The sequence below is a fragment of the Mucilaginibacter sabulilitoris genome, assembly GCF_034262375.1.
GTDB lineage: Bacteria > Bacteroidota > Bacteroidia > Sphingobacteriales > Sphingobacteriaceae > Mucilaginibacter > Mucilaginibacter sabulilitoris.
In genome coordinates this window covers 798,662-816,659 of the sequence record NZ_CP139558.1, presented here as the reverse complement: position 1 = coordinate 816,659, position 17,998 = coordinate 798,662, and the positions used below count along the sequence as shown (strand labels likewise).

Below are 17,998 nucleotides of genomic sequence, written 5' to 3'. Positions count from 1 at the left end.
TAATTTTTCAACCCCGTTTTGCCTATTTAGACTTTTTCAGTACCCTCGCAATTGCCGGGGCTTTTTGCGTTATCAGGTTATTTAGCGTTAAACTGCAACCCGGTTACACCGGCCTGCATGGCAACAGGTTTTACCGGTTTGTAAACCAGGTACAGCTTGTGCATTTTACCATCCGTTACCGGAGTGATCACCACATGCGTAATACCACCTTTCTGATCTGCTGTTGGTACCGGCATGCTGCCTTTACCCACCAGTTTACCATCCGGTGCATCAATGTGGGCCTCAAAGTTAAGGCTGATGCTTGGCGGTGTTTGCCAGAAGTTAGTCATGTTTATTGACCGCACACCAGTAAGGTCGATATTATCTAACTCAAACCAGCCTTCGTTTTGCGGCAGGATGAGCAGGTTAATACCATTATATTTAAATGCGGTAAATCCATTAACCTTCTCGGCGCCTGTAAACAGGTAATTATTACTGTTTAGTGTAGCTACACCATAACCGGTTAAAGCTTTTATACCATCGCCGCCCGCATCGGTATATTTAGCCGATAATACCAGCGTGCTTGCAGGTTTCTTACCCGGATCTGGCGCGATAATGCCGGCCGCAGGTAAAGATTTCTTTTGCGAATCCTTATTATCAATTGACAATACCCAGGTAATGATCTGGTCAACATCACCTTTTTTAATGCTTGGGTGAGCAGGCATAGCTGTTTCGCCCCAAACACCGGCACCACCTTTAACTACCTTGGCAGTAAGTTTGGCCATGGCATTCGGGTCCTTTTTGTATTTAGCCGATACTTCTGTAAATGAAGGCCCTATTGATTTGCCTTCCTCTTTATGGCAGCTCTTGCAATCCATAGTCAACATAATGGCTTTCCCGCTGTTTTCGGGTTCGCTTTGCTCCAATTCTGTTGCAGAAGCTTTCCTCTTAAACCCATCAATATAATTTACCTCTACAAACAGGCGTTTAAGATCAACTTTAGGTGTATTTGCACCATCGGTCACGGTTACCGAGTAATTAAGCGGTACACCAGGTAAATAGAACGATTTATTACCTCCTGTTAATTTGACGTTTACCTCTGGCTGTTCGTTACCTGCATATATCCTTAGCGGCATGGTTTTATCAGCAGCGCCCTGGTTATCTTTTGCTTCGAGGATAATCTTATAGTCGCCGGCTTTAGTATAAGTATAACTCAACTCCGGCACGTCTGTTTGCTTGGTAACACCATTACCCATATCCCAGGTATAGGAGATTTTGTCCCCTTCCGGATCTTTAGCTTTAGCAATTAGTTTAATGGTAAACGGCAACTGGCCTGATGTTTTATCCGCTTTTATTAATGATATATCTGGCGGACGGTTGCCTGCTATATAATCAATACGGGCCAAACCTGCATCGTCATTACGGGTAAACCATCCGCTGCCGTACTCCAGCGCGTAAAGCCGTCCGTCGGGCCCTACTTCCATATCAATCATGGAGTTTAACTTAAGTTTCGGGAAAAATGGCTCCATTTTATCAAAATCGCCATTGGGCAGCATGGTAACCGCTTTGATCCATCCACGCATCCAGTCGTAAATCAGCAGCTTGCCATTATAATAATCCGGGAAGCGTGTTTCGGCAGGGAACATGTCGGTATAATAAACCGGACCAGCCATGGCGTTACGACCGCCCGTACCAACCTGCGGGAAATCGGCAGATGGCCCGTACGGGTACCATATAAATGCCGAATGTGCAGGAGGCAGGTCTGTTAAACCGGTGTTATTGCGCGAATTGTTTACCGGGTGTTTAGGATCAAAAGCTGGACCAAATGCCCCGGTTTCATAATTCATCAAACGGTACGGTTTGTTATCGCCCACAAAATATGGCCAGCCAAAGTTACCTGCCTCGCGGGCCTGGTTTACCTCGTCATAACCCATCGGGCCGCGCTGGTCTAAACTATCAACCTTGGCATCGGGACCAACCTCGCCCCAGTATAAGTAACCTGTTTTTTGATCAACAGAGATACGATAAGGATTCCTGTCGCCCATAACGAAAATTTCGGGACGGGTTTTTGGCGTGCCTTTAGGGAAAAGGTTTCCTTCGGGAATTGAATACGTTCCGTCATCGTTGATCTTGATGCGCATGATCTTACCACGCAGATCATTGGTATTACCCGCAGAACGACGGGCATCAAACTGCAGATGACCAGGTCTGTCGTCTAAAGGCGCATAACCACTGGTTAAGTGTTTTTGCCCTTTTTCATCAAATGGCGTAGAGTTATCACCTGCAGAAAAGAATAATAATTTATCAGGCCCCGGACCAAAAGCTATAGAACCGCCGGTATGGCAGCAAATTTCGCGCTGGGCCTTTACTTCCAAAATTACCTTTTCGGTTTTCTTATCTAAGGTATCATTTTGAAAAGTAAATCTCGACAAACGGTTAACCGAACTATCAGCCGGACTATAATAAATGTAAACCCAGTTGTTTTTGGCAAAGTCAGGGTCTTTGGCCAGGCCAAGCATGCCTTCTTCGGCGTTCACATTGGGAGTATGCAAGGTTTTGTAGTACACATCAAAAAAACCAACCTGTTTTACTTTTTGCGTATCGTGTTTGTACAGCATAATTTCGCCGCGGCGCTGTATAACCATAATATCAAGGTTTGGCAGAACGGTCATTTCGGTTGGTTCAAAAAACGCGCCTGTTGACAGCTGAGTCTTTTTAAAGCGGTCCTCATCCGGAGGTAACTGCGATTTTGCTTTGGAGTAATCCAGCTCCTGATTATTACCAATGGCATATTTAATACCCGCAAGCAGCATTTTAAGGTAATTATCTTCCTTGTATGATTCGTCAGTATGGCCCATAGCGGTATAAAACGCGCGGCCACCATCAAAATCATGATACCAGGTTGCAGGGTGATAGCCCATGCGCTTACCGCCTTTATAAGTGCTTTCATCAAGCGTTATCAGCACATGAACATCGGGTGCCAGCGCTTTTTTAAAGGCATAAAACTCATCAGTACGTTTCCAAACCTTGGGCAGGTGTTTGGTAGCATCATTGTTAGCGTCAACTACATTATAAGTTCCCGGTTGTACATTAGGATTTTTATCATGAATGCCCGGGTGGTCATAAAACCAGGCTCCAACCAAACGGCCGTACCAGCCCCAGTCATATTCGGTATCGGTAGCGGCGTGCACGCCTACAAAACCACCGCCGGCCTGTATATAACGCTCAAAGGCGGCTTCCTGGCGATAGTCGAGCACATCACCGGTGGTGCTTAAAAAAATAACGGTTGCGTATTTTTTCAGGGTATCCTCATTAAACATATCGGCGTTTTTTGTGGTATCCACATCAAACCCATTCTCCTTGCCCAGCTTTTGAATGGCGGCAATGCCGGCATCAATAGAGGCATGATGAAAACCCATAGTTTTTGAGAAAATGAGTACACGGGGCTTACCCTCGCGCTTTTTATTACAGGACAAACAAATGCAGCAACAGGCCGCAAGTACCATCAGTAAGATTTTTTTCATATATGTGCTAATTGGTTGGTTTAGTTGGTTTTTATGAATGCCCGAAAATTACGCAATCGATTACGAAAATACGACACTTACCAAATTTATAATTAAATATTGAAGTGTCAAGTACAATGTGTAAAAATGACACAGTAAAATTTTTGATAGGATAAAAGGTACGGATCAGGAAGAGTTAGTGAGCTCATTCTCCGATTTAAAAAATACGCGTCATTGCTAGGTACGAAGACAACCGAACGAAGTGAGCTCATTAATACTTAAAAAAAATAATAAACACATTAATAATCTCTATGCTATACAGGGCGAACAAGTCTGTCGCATACCCGCTCTTGGCCGCGGGAGGGCCAGTTACTTTGTAGCCACAAAGTAACCAAAGGGCTTTCAGCAGAAAGGCTTCTTTGCCGCACAAACCCGTCCCTGCAAATCAGGCAGAACCACGGGCTGCAATTATTTTGCCCACTTTGTTCGCACAAGCCTCGCTTCAACAAAAACTTGCTATGCCCTTGCAGCCGCACAAGTCTACCATGTTCTGCCCACTTTCACCCGAAGCTTATCTGCTGACGGGGAAGAAAACTGTAAATTAGGATCAACGGTAGGAGAAGGTGTCATGCTGAGCTCCGTCGAAGCATGGTGGGGAGGCTTCTGCGCTCGCCCCTTCGATAAGCTTAGGGTGACATGCCATCCCTATGTCAGCAATGAAACAATGTTTTTTGTGTATGTTATTCTTATTTCCTCATTCTCGTCTCTTGATTCTTATTTTTGCTTCTGTTTCTAAAAACCCAAACCTTTAAAAACAGCAAAGCCCCTGATGGGCAGGGGCCTTTACTAACCAATTATAAACCTAAATTATGAGAAGAGCTGTAGGAGAAGGAGTCGAACCTTCACGGAGTGGTTATTTTCATTGCTGAAAGTTTCCCAATTTCTCCGCCACCGCGACAAGGAGGTGTGTCTGCCAAAAATTTCACCATCCTACAGGATTGTAATTAAGCTTTGAACTTAATAGCTGTTGGGGAAGGATTCGAACCTTCACAGAGTGGTTAGCCCGCTTCGGGTTTTCCAGGATCTCCGCCACCGGGACAAGGAGGTGTGTCTGCCAAAAATTTCACCACCCAACATTGTTTTTTTGTTTAAAGAACGATAGGCATTTGTCAATTGCTTGATACAAATTTAATAGACCTATCAATTCCTTGCAAATATTTCAACAAAAATATTTTATTTTTATTCAAATTTTAATTAAACTTGTATTTCAATATAGATATTCAAATTTATGTCCCACAGAAAAGCTCAAAATTTAGAAATTGATAATCTTGATATTCAGATTTTATCAATATTAATGAAAAATGCGACCACTCCGTACACGGAGATAGCTAAAGAGTTAATCGTTTCTGGCGGAACCATACACGTGAGAATGAAAAAGTTGGAAGAGATGGGTGTAATTAAAGGGGCCAGTCTGGAAGTAGATCCTCAAAAATTAGGGTATGACATTACAGCGTTCCTGGGTATATACCTTGAAAAAGGCTCGCAGTATAATGAAGCGGTTAAACAACTAAAAACAATCAAAGAGATTGTAGAGCTGCATTATACTACCGGCGAATGGAGCATTTTTGCCAAAATTGTATGCCATGACACCACTCACCTGCGCGAAGTTTTGAACGAGCAGATACAAGGTGTTAAAGGGATACAACGTACTGAAACCTTCATATCATTGGAAGAAAGCATCAGGAGGCAAATTACTTTGGAATAAACTTTACTTTAAAAATAAGATAAGGGGCTGTCATCCCTATTGTTTAAGGATGACAGCCACGCCCCTACTTAAACTTATTCTTTAAAGCAGCCAGTTTTATAGCAATATCCGTTTCAGGCTGCTGTTCGGGCTTTTTGTTATAAACAGGTTTGTTACCGGCCGGTCTCCTGTCATCATTTCTTCTTTCATTCGGAGCGCTTTTATCGTTCTCTTTCATTGATAAGGCGATGCGTTTGCGGTTCACGTCAACTTCGGTAACGGTAACCTCTACCTTCTGGTGTACTTTAAGTACCTCATTAGGGTCTTTAATATACCTGTTGGTAATCTGGCTTAGGTGTACCAGCCCATCCTGGTGAACCCCGATATCAACAAATGCACCAAAATTAGTAATGTTGGTAATAATGCCCGGCAGCTTCATTCCTACCTTAAGATCGCCAATGGAATTTACCCCTTCGGTAAAACTAAAAGCTTCAAACTGTTCACGCGGATCGCGGCCCGGTTTAGCCAGCTCGGCCATAATATCATTAAGCGTAGGCAAGCCCACCGTTTCAGAAGTATATTTTTGTAATGGAATGCTTTTACGTAAAGGCGCATTGCTCATCAGGTCTTTAACTGTACAGCTCATGTCTTTAGCTATCTGCTCCAGCAAACCATAACGCTCAGGGTGTACCGCGCTTGAATCAAGCGGGTTTTCGGCCTGGTGTATGCGTAAAAATCCGGCAGCCTGCTCAAATGCCTTATCGCCCAGGCGGGGTACTTTTTTCAACTGATCGCGGCGTTTAAAGGCACCGTTCTGATCACGGTATTCTACAATGTTTTGCGCCAGCTGCGGCCCAAGTCCCGACACATAGGCCAGTATTTGTTTGGATGCGGTATTCAATTCAACCCCAACGGCGTTTACGCAGCTCATTACAGTATCATCTAACGAGGTTTGCAGTTTGTTCTGATCAACATCGTGTTGGTACTGTCCTACACCTATTGATTTAGGGTCGATCTTTACCAGTTCGGCAAGCGGATCCATCAGCCTTCTGCCGATAGATACCGCGCCTCTTACCGTAATATCCTTATCCGGAAATTCATCCCTTGCCACTTCAGATGCTGAGTAAATAGAAGCCCCGCTTTCGTTCACCATTACAATAGTTACGCCCGGTAAATTCAGGTTGCGCACAAATAGTTCTGTTTCGCGGCCCGCCGTACCGTTGCCTATGGCAATGGCTTCAATATTATATTTTTCGAATAAATGCTGAACTGTTTTTTCGGCCTCACGCGCCTGCCCGGCTCCGGTATGTGGATAAATAGCGGTATTTTCCAGCAATTTCCCCTGCTCATCCAGACAAACCAGTTTACAGCCCGTGCGGAAACCCGGGTCAATGGCCATCACTCTTTTCTGACCAAGCGGAGCACTCAATAAAAGCTGGCGGGCGTTCTCAGCAAAAACACGGATGGCTTCTTCGTCAGCTTTCTTTTTAGTGAACAGGCGCACCTCTGTTTCCATGGATGGTTTTAACAAACGTTTATATCCGTCGGCAATGGCTTGCTTTACCTGATCGGCCGCTGAGTTATTGCCTTTAATAAAGGTGTCTTCCAGTATAGCAATAGCTTCTTCTTCCTCAGGCTTAATATCCAGCCACAAAATTTCCTCCTTTTCGCCGCGGCGCATGGCCAGTATCCGGTGCGATGGCGCAGATTTTACCGGCTCCGACCAATCAAAGTAATCTTTATATTTTATGCCTTCTACTTCCTTTCCGTCAACCACTTTCGACTGAAAAGTTCCCTTTTCAATAAATAATTCGCGGATGCGGGTACGTACTTCGGCATTTTCGCTAACGGTTTCGGCAATGATATCCCTTGCACCGCCCAATGCCTCTTCAACGCTATTCACCCCTTTTTCAGCATCAATATATGCTTCGGCAGCGGTTTCCAGATCAATTTTGTTTTGTTCCAGTACCAAATCGGCCAGTGGCTGCAGGCCTTTTTCACGAGCTGTAGTGGCGCGGGTTTTGCGTTTTGGGCGATAAGGTAGGTAAATATCTTCCAGCAGCACCATGGTTTCGGCCTCGTTGATCTGCCTTTCCAGTTCAGGCGTAAGTTTGCCCATGTCGGTTAGCGATTTCAGGATGGCCTCACGGCGTTTATCCAGGTCGCGCAATTGCTGTACGCGGTCGCGGATCTCGGTCACCTGCACTTCATCAAGCGTACCGGTAACTTCTTTACGGTAGCGGGAAATAAACGGAACGGTAGCGCCCTCATCAAGCAGCTCAACTGTGGCGCTAACTTGCTTTTCGGAGATGGAAAGCTCCTGGGCTATTTTTTTATAATGAGTTATCATAGTAAATTTTGGACTGCGAAGTTGGGCACTCTCCGGCTAAAAAGCAAAAATGGTTTGTAAAAGAATAGAGATTAAGCTGCTGTCATGTCGGAGAGATCCTGAAACAAGTTCAGGAGGACATCTTTATTTACTTATTTCAATTGTTTCACTACCCGTTCAATCGCCCTGCCCCAAAACTCGCCAAGCGATACAGCGCCTTTTTTGTTGGGATGCAGATAAAATGTGCCCTGCTTACCTTTTTCCGGGATCAGCTCGGTTGGGTGATGTTTCCTGAAATAGTTGAACGCTTTTGTATCGCCCACAAAAACATGGCTGGGATTGGTTGTGCCATAGTTGGCAACCAGGCTATCCAGCTTAGGCACATAGCTTTCCAACCTTGACAGGCCTTCCTGCAAGTACATAGAACCATTATAGGTGTTGTTACTGTACCATATAGGGTGCTGTAATATAATGATAGCTTTAGGGAAATCGGCCAGCAGTTTATCTACAATACTTTTTACGTTTTTGATATAGTTTTCGGGTGATACAGGGGCACCATGCGGACCATGTATGGCGCTGTCATTAGTGCCCAGTTTCATCGAGAATATAAGCAAGGCATCCTTATCGGTAAAAGCATTGGCCGCGTCTTCTACCCTGGCAAAAGTGCCTGTACCGGGCAAAAAGTCGAGCGTGGTGTAACCGCTGTGGCCCTGGTTGCTAAACTCAACCGTACCCAGGTTCTTTTGCTGACGCAACCAGGCTATAGCTGTAGCCGGCGGAGCTTCGGTAGCCGGGTCTTGTAACTGCACTCCCTGTGTTATACTGTTGCCGATAAAAACAACATTAAGATTTGGCTTTTTTGTTTGACCAAAAGAAGAGATACTGATTAATAATGCAACTACAAGGGTAAGGTATGGTTTCATAAATTTATTTAAATAGTGTTATATAAGGTTTATATTTTCAGTTCCACTCTTGAGAGGGGAATCCCACAATCTTCATTATTTTCAATAATATTCCAAATGCTACTTCCATTTCACTCCCATGTTCCAGAACATGAATGCCCATTTATCAACCTGGCCGCTTATTACCTGCGCGGTACTCTGGCCCGCGCCATGGCCTGCCTTGGTCTCAATACGAATTATTGTTGGGGCGGTGCCTTTTTGATATTCCTGCAGGCGTGCACCAAACTTAAAGGAGTGCGCGGGTACCACGCGGTCGTCATGATCGGCAGTAGTAACCATGGTAGCGGGGTACTGGTTTGGCTTTAAGGCATGGTATGGCGAATAGTTATACAGATATTCGAACATTTCTTTAGAATCTTCGGCGGTACCATAATCATAGCTCCAGCCTGCGCCTGCGGTAAATTTATTATAGCGCAGCATATCCATAACACCCACAGCCGGGAAAGCCACCTTAAACAGATCTGGTCGCTGGGTAAGCATGGCGCCTATGAGCAAACCGCCATTTGAACCGCCCGAAACAGCCAGTTTCTCTTTAGACGTATATTTATTTTTGATGAGGTATTCGGCGGCGGCTATGAAATCGTCAAACACGTTTTGCTTTTTCATTTTGATACCTTTGCGGTGCCAGGTTTCTCCATACTCACCACCACCACGCAGGTTGGGTACCGCGTAAATGCCGCCGTGCTCCAGCAATATAATGTTCGACGTACTGAAAGCAGGGGTTAAACTAACACCAAAACCACCATAAGCATACAGCAAAGTCGGGTTTTCGCCATTAAGTACCGTACCTTTCTTATAGGTAATAATCATCGGAATTTTTGTTTTGTCCTTTGATGTATAAAACACCTGCTTTGACTCATACTGCTCCAGATCAAACTTTACGTTCGATTTTTTATAGACTGTTGATCTGCCGCTGGCTATATCCAGCTTAAAGATAGTTGGTGGGTATACATAGCTGGTGAAAGTATAATAAGTTTCTTTTTCCTCCTTTTTTGTACCAAAACCTGCCGCTGTACCAACTGATGGCAGCGCAATGGTACGCTCCAGTTTACCGTTCATATCATATTGCTGTACAAATGAAGTAGCATCTTGAAGGTATTCCGCAAAAATTTTGCCGCCGCCGGTACTGGCGGTGAGTACATTTTTGGTTTCAGGGATAAGGTTTTTCCAGTGCGTTACAGTTGGAGTAGAAGCATCGACCGTAACAATTTTAAAGTTGGGAGAATATATATTGGTTAATATGTACAGCTTGCTGCCAACATTATCCAATATGGCGTGTTCATTATCAAAATTATCAACTACGTTAACTATACTGCTGCCGGGCTGGTTCAAATCCTGTATATACAGTTCGTTCCCGGTGGTTGAGGTGGCCGCGGTGATCACCAGGAAGCGCTCGTCTTCGGTAAGGTAAGCGCCGATGTACCGGCGTGGTGTTTTGTCGCCGCCAAAAATCAGCTTATCGGTACTTTGCGGTGTGCCCAACTTATGGTAGTACAGTTTATGGTACTGCGTCATGCCCGATAACTGGCTGCCTGCTGTCGGTTTATCATAGCTGCTGTAGTAAAATCCGTCAGTGCCTTTCCAGGCCAGTCCGCTGAATTTTATATCGGTAAGGGTATCGCCAACTACGCTTTTATCGTCGGTTTTTATTACAATTACCTTGCGCCAGTCAGATCCGCCTTCAGATATCTGGTAAGCGGCCATGTCGCCATCTTTAGTAAAATCAATTCCCTGCAGGGAGGTAGTGCCGTCGGCCGAGAATTTGTTGGGATCTAAAAATATTTCCGGGGTGCCGTTATCGCCAACCTGGCGGTATAAAACCGATTGGCTTTGCAAACCGTCGTTCTTATAAAAATAGGTGTATTTACCTTCTTTAAAAGGAGCGCTGTACTTTTCGTAATTCCATAAGGTTTCCAGCCGTTTGCGCATCTCCTCGCGGTACGGAATCTGACCCAGGTAGTTTTGGGTAACTTTATTTTCCTCTTTTACCCATTCCTTGGTATCAGGAGCCTGGTCATTCTCCAACCAGCGGTATGGGTCGGGCACTTGCGTGCCAAAATAGGTATCAACGGTATCAACTTTTTTTGTTTGCGGATAGGATAGTGCTTTTATAGTCATTTGTTGTGCGTGGATATAGCTGCAAAATAAAACAGCTAATGCAAATAAACAGGTAGTTCGTTTCATGTTGATTTAGATTGCAAAAAACTAAGATAGGGATTTGAGTATAAAGGCTACAAGCCATTTGCCATATTAAAAGGTTAAAAGTTGTTAATTTTGGCCTTTTCTGCTGTTTAATTGAACGGGGCAAGCTATATTAGCCCCCGATTATGAAAAATAAGCATTTAGCCGAAATACCTGCTATTTAACGGCCGGATACTTTAGCAACAGGCCCAGGCGTAATTATTTATTTACAATTGTATTTTAATATATGCGGCCTTTATTGATAATAATGCTTTTTTTTACACGTTTGCTAAACCAAATAAACAGGGTAACCGGCAAACCATATAACATTTATTTGTACAATATTACAACATGAAACAAACCTTTACATTACTTACGGCAGCCTTTTTTATGCTGATAGCGTTTAACTCCCGGGCCCAGGATGCTGATAGCGACGGCGACGCACCTGCAAAGCTTAAAAGTTACATCAGTATATTCGGCGGCCAGTCAAGGGCATACGGGGATTTTAAAAAAACCGATTACAGCAATCCCAAATCAGGCTTCGCGAAAAATGGTTTGGTATTGGGTATTGATGGGGCTGTTTACTTTTATAAACATTTTGCCATAGGTTATACCATATCAAAACAAGACCAGGGTAATTTAACTTATGATGATGACCAAAAGATTTCACAAGGTTATACTGATGATTTTAAAGCGGATGGTTCAACCGTTACTGCCGATAAACGTTACAGGAGCTATAACATTTTGCTTGGTCCGCAATACACCTTTGTATATCACCGCTTTAGCTTTGACCTAAGGGCATCTGCAGGTATTATTAAAAACAGGGCTACCCCAAGTATTGCCGTAGCTATTGACGGTGTTAAGGCACAAACCGCAACTTTTACACAAGAAAGCTCAAAAGGAACAGCATTTGCCTATGGCGGAAGCGCGGCCCTTAAATTTAACATGGGCGCCGGCTGGGGTTTATTGCTAAAAGGAAATTATATTGACTCAAAAGGACCCAATATTACAACCACAGGCCGCACCAGCAACCTGGGCCGTATAGTTACCAAACAACCTATGACAGAAGGCCAACTGGTATTTGGCTTACTGAAAGAGTTTTAATTAAAAGAACCCGTTTGTTTATCGGCAATAGCAAAAGGCTCCTGTTTTACAGGTGCCTTTTGCTTTAATGTACTTCAAACTGCTCGGGCTGGCTGGCTACAACTTCGGGCTGATCTTTAAACATTTCAAAAACCCCCGTTATACAAACCTGTTTGCCTTTAATGTGCGGCAAATCGAGAGTGGTCTTATTGCCCTTCACCGCTATGGTATATTTTTGACGGGGATAAGCCGCACCCATGTTTAGCAAGGTAAGCGTGTCGTTTACAATTTTCAGCGAGTACACAGTATCGCAAAGTGTACCGGTTTTGCCGAGGTTGTTTTTAAAATCGATTGCGTTAAAAGTGTGCTGCGCATTAGCGGCGCCGGCAAAAGCAAACAACATCATTGTAGCAAGTAATACTTTTTTCATTAGCGTAATTGATTAAAATTTAGCTGATTCTATGTGTTTGCCCAATTCATCAATAAAGTGTTGCGGCAGTTTGCCACCATGTATCTGTTGCCAGCAGTTGTCCAGATTACGAATACCAGCCGTTGCCACGTCTTCAAGGTTAACAACATAGCTGTCGTCATCGGCTTTTGTTATGCTCACTTGTCTGATGTTTCCGTTAAGCTCCTGTTCAAATACCAGCTTATTGCCCATAAAATCATTACAAATATACCGGGCGAATGTTTACAAATTGTTAACCAATACCTTACCCCAAACACCGTTAGTATTTATGAACATTGGTTGTTTAAAATACACCTGTGACGCTTTAAACTCATACCAATAACGCTACCCTTTCTCCTTTCGTGGTTAAAATGTATTTTTGCCCGATATGTCAACCCGTAAAAAACTTTACTTCGCCTCTGATTTTCACTTAGGCACCGGCGGCTACGCCGAAAGCCGCAAACGCGAAGACAGGATAGTGAGCTGGCTCGACAGCATAAAAACCGATGCCGCCGAACTGTTTTTGATGGGCGATGTATTTGATTTTTGGTTTGAATATAAAACTGTGGTACCTAAGGGCTATATCCGCTTTTTAGGGAAACTGGCCGAACTTACCGATGCAGGTGTAAAACTATACCTTTTTAAAGGCAACCACGATATGTGGATGTTCGACTATTTTGAAAAAGAGCTGGGTGCCACCATCATCAGCAATGAATTAAAAATAGAACGGGGCGGTAAAAAGTTTTTCCTGCACCATGGCGATGGCCTTGGCCCCGGCGATGAGTTTTATAAGGTTTTGAAGAACTTTTTTCGCAGCCGGTTTTGCCAGTGGCTTTTTGCACGCGTACATCCCAATTTAGGTGTGGGTATAGCCAATTACTGGTCTACCCACAGTCGCATCAGCAACCAGAAAAAAGATAACCCTAAACCCGGTGAACAGGAATGGCTGGTTACATTTTGCAAGGAGGAATTACAAAGGAATTTTTACGATTATCTTGTTTTTGGCCATCGGCATTTACCACTTGATATTGAACTAAACCCAAACAGCCGTTACATAAACCTGGGCGAGTGGGTAAATTACAGCACTTATGCCGAGTTTGATGGCAATACGCTTTTGTTAAAGAGTTTTGGGGATAAACCTATAGCTTAGTTCCGCACCTTATCATTCAGAACTTACAATACGCTGAACTATATATGCCCGAAAATGCGTATTTTTGTGGGCTTTTTAGGGCATGTCCATAAACCGACCGAAATTTAACACTTTCTTAGCCGGATAATGATAAACACACAGCTGTAAAGGCCATTGAATAGAACATATGTTAGAGAAATTAGAACTGATATTTCAACGCTGGAAGAGCGTAGAAGGCGAATTAAGCAATCCCGAAGTAATGACGGACATGAAACGCTTTGCCCAGTTAAATAAAGAATATAAGGATCTTGCCAAAATTGTTGATGAGTACCACATTTATCGCAACATAGTGAGCAACATCGAAACCAATAAAGAAATTCTGGCTACCGAAAAGGATGAAGAATTTCGTGAAATGGCAAAAACCGAACTGGATGAACTGCTGACCCAGCGCGAAGAAAAGGAAGAGGAGATTCGTTTAATGCTGATCCCGAAAGATCCGGAAGACAGCAAAAATGCCATAGTAGAGATCCGTGGCGGTACCGGCGGCGATGAAGCGGCCCTATTTGCAGGCGACCTTTACCGCATGTACATGCGTTATTGCGAAAAACGCGGCTGGAGAACTGAACTGGTTGATTATACTGAAGGAACAAGCGGCGGCTACAAGGAAATTGTATTTAATGTAACGGCCGAAGATGCTTATGGTACGTTAAAATATGAATCGGGGGTGCATCGTGTACAACGTGTACCTGATACCGAAACCCAGGGCAGGGTGCATACATCGGCCGCATCGGTGGTGGTACTACCGGAAGTTGATGAATTTGACATTGACCTGCAGGTAAGTGATATCCGTAAAGATCTTTTCTGCGCATCCGGTCCGGGTGGTCAATCTGTAAACACTACTTATTCTGCTGTTAGGTTAACGCACATCCCTACCGGTATTGTAGCGCAATGTCAGGATCAGAAATCGCAGTTAAAAAACTACGACAAGGCTTTACAGGTATTACGCTCAAGGGTTTATGAAATGGAGTTGCAAAAGCACCTGGAAGAAACATCTAAAAAGCGTAAAACAATGGTTTCAACCGGCGACCGTTCGGCCAAGGTACGTACCTATAACTACCCGCAAGGCCGCCTAACCGAACACCGTATCGGGCTTACTATATATAACTTGCCGGGCGTACTTAACGGTGATCTCCAGGAAATACTGGAATCGTTGCAATTTGCCGAAAATGCCGAAAAGTTAAAAGAAGGAACAGTAGTTTAATAACTTCAATTACCTCTCAAATAATTTCATAGAGGGAGATTTTATCCGCCGGATAGTATCTCCCTTTATTTTTTATCGTTTTTTACAACGCCCGGACTGGCGCCCTTAACTTACTGTAAGTCAATTGTTAAAAATTGTAAAATTATCAGTTTTATTGTAATTACAACGCCTTTTTCATCTTATTTTCATATAAGGGGGCTACTTTAGTTTTTATAGCAATGGTGGTGTAGCATTTTTGTTACTGCATTCGTATTGTTTTTTAAGTATTACATCACTGTTTATTTTTTTGACGATAATAAAATTTTATTTATGCTGGCTGTAAAAACTTTAACCAATAATTTAACCACTTTCAGGCGTGAAATACGTTTAATGGGTGATAAATTTGAAATTAGTGTAGTTGGGACCGATCCTTTACTGGCCGATGAACAAATTAACATTGCCATCAATGAAATTAACCGGGTTGAAAGGTTACTATCAACCTTTAGCGAAGACAGTAATATTAATCAGATCAACCGCAACGCAGGTATTGAACCCGTAAAAGCTAACCCCGAAATTTTCAGGCTTATTGACAGGGCTCTGCAAATATCAGAGCTTACGCATGGCGCATTTGATGTTACTTATTTTGCGGGTACGGGCTACACTGGCGACGATGCCGCCCTTGCCGAAAACGCAGATGTTAAAATAGCGCCTTCACCGGTAATGCTTACCAATTATAAAAATGTTACGCTTGATCCCGCCAAACAAACCGTTTTTTTAAAGGAAAAAGGAATGCGTATTGGCTTTGGTGCCAATAGCAAAGGTTATGCTGCCGACAGGGCCAAGTATGTTTTACAAATGAACGGCGCAAGCAGTGGTGTTATTAACGCGGGTGGCGATTTGCTTACCTGGGGTACACAACCGAATATGAAACCCTGGACAGTTGCTGCTGCCGATCCGGAACAAAGCAAACAACCATTTGCTCATTTGGATATCAGTAACATGGCTTTTGCTACATCGGTTAATGCCGAAAAATACGCAAGCATTAGCAACAAGAAATTTGTAAGTGTAATGGCTGCCAAAAAAGGCTTCCCGGTAAGTGAAATTACAAGCGTAAGCATCATTAGCCCAACTGCCGAATTATCAGATGCGATGGCATCGCCGGTAATTAACATTGGCGTTAACGCGGGTTTATACCTAATAAATCAGCTAAACCAAATTGCCTGTATTATTATAGACGATCAAAATCGTGTTTATACATCAAAAGACGTTAGTATCTGATACAGTATCTATATTTAAACGTATCATAATCACTCCGGCTAACCTGCAATTCAACGTTCATTTACCTGGATACTTATGCTCAAACACCCAGGTAAATGAATTTGTTGTTAACAGTACCCATCCCCTTAGGTTAAAACTGTTTAAATTGACTGATATTTGAAAATAATTTTAAGTTTTTCTTCCCCTCAATGATAAAGTGGTTTGCGTATATTGTCCTTGTATTAATATTTGCACCATGTTTATTATTTGCAAACGTTAAAAGCGGTAAATTTGATCCTGCTTATAACAAAACGATAGCTGCACCGCCCCCAGGCTATAATAAAGTTTTAAGCGATACTACAACATCAAAAAAACAGCGCGAACAGGACGAAAAAAATAAAGTTAAAGAGGTAGCGAAGGCAAAAAAACAGGCCAAACCAGAAAAAGTTGATGAATCGGGGGTACCGGTGGTTCCCAAACCAAAACCGAAAAGACAACGACGGCCAGAAGGTTTGGAGCGGCCGCCCGAAATACCCAGAAGAAATGGCAATTAAACAGGTTAACAAACAATTTACCAATTATTGATGAAGTACCTTTGCTTACTTTTTTTTGTTGCCGGCAGCAATGCCTTGTTTGCTGCAGGTATTGATCTGAAACATTTTACCGGCAGGCGGCTGGTTTCAGATACTGATACCATCATCAGAAAAAGATCGGTTTCTGTAGGGGTAAGTTATGGCAGCGATGCGCTGTTTTTTGGCCGTACAGGACCAATCAAATATCCTTTCCTTACAGGCGACGCCATTTATAACAGCAAAACGGGTTGGTTTGTATATGGTTCGGTGTTAAAAGTTTTAGGCTATGCCCCAGTTGATGAAGTTGACGTAGGCGGTGGTTATTTTTATAAACTTTCAAAGCAATTTTCAGGAGCGGCCAGTTACACGCGGTTCATTTTCAACAAAAATGCCAACGTTATTAAGTCGGCTTCATCAAATGACATAAACTTAAAAAATGCTTATGACTGGAAGATCCTTAAAACCACGGTAATTCTTGATTATCTGTTTGGCAAATCAAACGACTTTTTTACTACCATAAGCAATTCAAAATATTTTGAAAGCAGCTTTAGCATATTTGATGATCAGGATTACCTATCGTTTAACCCATCATTTAATATGATATTGGGTACGCAAAACTTTGTACAGCGTTATGAGGTTGACCATCACTACCAGCACGTATTGCCACCCAGCATCATAGAACATATTGACCCAGCCGCTGCCCGCAGAAACCGGAGGTTCAATATACTCAATTACAGCTTTAAAGTTCCGGTGGCTTATAACAGGCCGCATTATACGCTGGAAGCCTCCTGGCGCTATTCTATGCCGGTTAACGTGGAGGGGACACTTGAAAACCGTCGCGAATCATTTTTTAACTTTACATTTTACTACCTCTTTTATTAAGCAAATGAATGTATTGATTATAGAAGATGAAAAAGCACTTGCACAGGAGCTGGAAATATTTTTAACCAATTACAATTATGTATGCGATGTGTGCTTTGACGGCACATCGGCATCAGAAAAAATAGCTATTAATCTGTATGATTTCATTTTAATAGATCTTGGCCTGCCTGATTATGATGGGCTCGACCTGCTGAAGGAAGTTAAAAAAATGGATTCGGATGCAGCATGCATTATATTAACCGCACGTACTGAAATTACTGACCGTATAAAAGGACTTGATCTTGGTGCGGATGATTATTTGCCCAAACCATTTTCGTTACTGGAACTGCAAAGCCGTATGCAGGCTATTATACGCCGTAAGTTTGGCGTAAAAAACAATATTATTGAACTGGGCGGCTTTGTAATTGATTTAACCAACCGTACCATTTCTTATTATAACAGTGTTGTAAATACCATCACCAAAAAAGAGTTTGACCTGATCGCTTACCTCATTTTGCATAAGAACAGGACTTTAACCCGCATGCAACTCAGTGAGCACATTTGGGGCAGTGTTGTAAACAATGATTACGACTCCAACTATATTGACGCACATATAAAAAATATACGTAAAAAACTGAACGCCTTTGCCCCGCCCGATTGGCTGGAAACTGTAAGGGGCCTTGGTTATAAAATAAAGATCAACGCTTAAG

14 protein-coding genes and 1 tRNA gene are annotated in these 17,998 nt (G+C 43.0%); 8 read left to right on the top strand and 7 right to left on the bottom strand.

Annotated elements, in window-relative coordinates; all coding sequences use genetic code 11:
• Nucleotides 1–77 precede the first annotated feature (77 nt).
• Nucleotides 78–3,503, bottom strand: coding sequence for a ThuA domain-containing protein (locus SNE25_RS03640; protein ID WP_321563729.1), 3,426 nt, complete (start codon nucleotides 3,501–3,503; stop codon nucleotides 78–80).
• Between the two features lie 1,003 nt (nucleotides 3,504–4,506).
• Nucleotides 4,507–4,618: transfer RNA gene (locus SNE25_RS03635), tRNA-Asp, on the bottom strand.
• A gap of 152 nt (nucleotides 4,619–4,770) precedes the next feature.
• On the opposite strand from SNE25_RS03635, the gene SNE25_RS03630 reads away from it, so the two are divergent.
• Entirely contained in the window at nucleotides 4,771–5,247 is a 477-nt protein-coding gene (locus SNE25_RS03630; RefSeq protein ID WP_076373882.1) for an Lrp/AsnC ligand binding domain-containing protein, read from the top strand.
• Nucleotides 5,248–5,311: 64 nt separating this feature from the next.
• Here SNE25_RS03630 and SNE25_RS03625 read toward each other — a convergent pair whose 3' ends face one another.
• The 3 genes from SNE25_RS03625 to SNE25_RS03615 form a co-directional block, all read right to left on the bottom strand.
• On the bottom strand, nucleotides 5,312–7,576 hold the full coding sequence (locus tag SNE25_RS03625) for a Tex family protein (protein ID WP_321563728.1): 2,265 nt from the start codon (nucleotides 7,574–7,576) through the stop codon (nucleotides 5,312–5,314).
• A gap of 131 nt (nucleotides 7,577–7,707) precedes the next feature.
• Nucleotides 7,708–8,478, bottom strand: a complete 771-nt coding sequence (locus tag SNE25_RS03620; protein ID WP_321563727.1) for a GDSL-type esterase/lipase family protein — start codon at nucleotides 8,476–8,478, stop codon at nucleotides 7,708–7,710.
• Between the two features lie 99 nt (nucleotides 8,479–8,577).
• Entirely contained in the window at nucleotides 8,578–10,635 is a 2,058-nt protein-coding gene (locus SNE25_RS03615; RefSeq protein ID WP_321566201.1) for a prolyl oligopeptidase family serine peptidase, read from the bottom strand.
• 414 nt (nucleotides 10,636–11,049) lie between these two features.
• On the opposite strand from SNE25_RS03615, the gene SNE25_RS03610 reads away from it, so the two are divergent.
• Nucleotides 11,050–11,802 (top strand): hypothetical protein, encoded by a 753-nt coding sequence (locus tag SNE25_RS03610; protein WP_321563726.1) that lies wholly within the window; start codon nucleotides 11,050–11,052, stop codon nucleotides 11,800–11,802.
• Nucleotides 11,803–11,866: 64 nt separating this feature from the next.
• Here SNE25_RS03610 and SNE25_RS03605 read toward each other — a convergent pair whose 3' ends face one another.
• Nucleotides 11,867–12,211 carry a hypothetical protein gene (locus tag SNE25_RS03605; protein ID WP_321563725.1) on the bottom strand — a complete coding sequence of 115 codons (345 nt, stop codon included), beginning with the start codon at nucleotides 12,209–12,211 and terminating at the stop codon, nucleotides 11,867–11,869.
• Between the two features lie 12 nt (nucleotides 12,212–12,223).
• Entirely contained in the window at nucleotides 12,224–12,442 is a 219-nt protein-coding gene (locus SNE25_RS03600; protein WP_321563724.1) for a hypothetical protein, read from the bottom strand.
• 175 nt (nucleotides 12,443–12,617) lie between these two features.
• On the opposite strand from SNE25_RS03600, the gene SNE25_RS03595 reads away from it, so the two are divergent.
• The 6 genes from SNE25_RS03595 to SNE25_RS03570 all read left to right on the top strand — a co-directional run bounded on the left by SNE25_RS03595 (nucleotide 12,618) and on the right by SNE25_RS03570 (nucleotide 17,997).
• Nucleotides 12,618–13,379, top strand: coding sequence for a UDP-2,3-diacylglucosamine diphosphatase (locus tag SNE25_RS03595; protein WP_321563723.1), 762 nt, complete (start codon nucleotides 12,618–12,620; stop codon nucleotides 13,377–13,379).
• A gap of 166 nt (nucleotides 13,380–13,545) precedes the next feature.
• A complete protein-coding gene (prfA, locus tag SNE25_RS03590) occupies nucleotides 13,546–14,619 on the top strand; it encodes a peptide chain release factor 1 (protein WP_321563722.1) in 1,074 nt (357 codons plus the stop codon).
• 309 nt (nucleotides 14,620–14,928) lie between these two features.
• Complete coding sequence (locus tag SNE25_RS03585) at nucleotides 14,929–15,876, top strand: FAD:protein FMN transferase (protein WP_321563721.1); 948 nt, start codon at nucleotides 14,929–14,931, stop codon at nucleotides 15,874–15,876.
• A 188-nt stretch (nucleotides 15,877–16,064) separates the two neighbouring features.
• Nucleotides 16,065–16,409 carry a hypothetical protein gene (locus SNE25_RS03580; RefSeq protein WP_321563720.1) on the top strand — a complete coding sequence of 115 codons (345 nt, stop codon included), beginning with the start codon at nucleotides 16,065–16,067 and terminating at the stop codon, nucleotides 16,407–16,409.
• A gap of 30 nt (nucleotides 16,410–16,439) precedes the next feature.
• Nucleotides 16,440–17,309: a hypothetical protein gene (locus SNE25_RS03575; RefSeq protein ID WP_321563719.1), complete on the top strand. Its 870-nt coding sequence runs from the start codon at nucleotides 16,440–16,442 to the stop codon at nucleotides 17,307–17,309.
• Between the two features lie 4 nt (nucleotides 17,310–17,313).
• On the top strand, nucleotides 17,314–17,997 hold the full coding sequence (locus SNE25_RS03570; protein WP_321563718.1) for a response regulator transcription factor: 684 nt from the start codon (nucleotides 17,314–17,316) through the stop codon (nucleotides 17,995–17,997).
• Nucleotide 17,998: the final 1 nt, after the last annotated feature.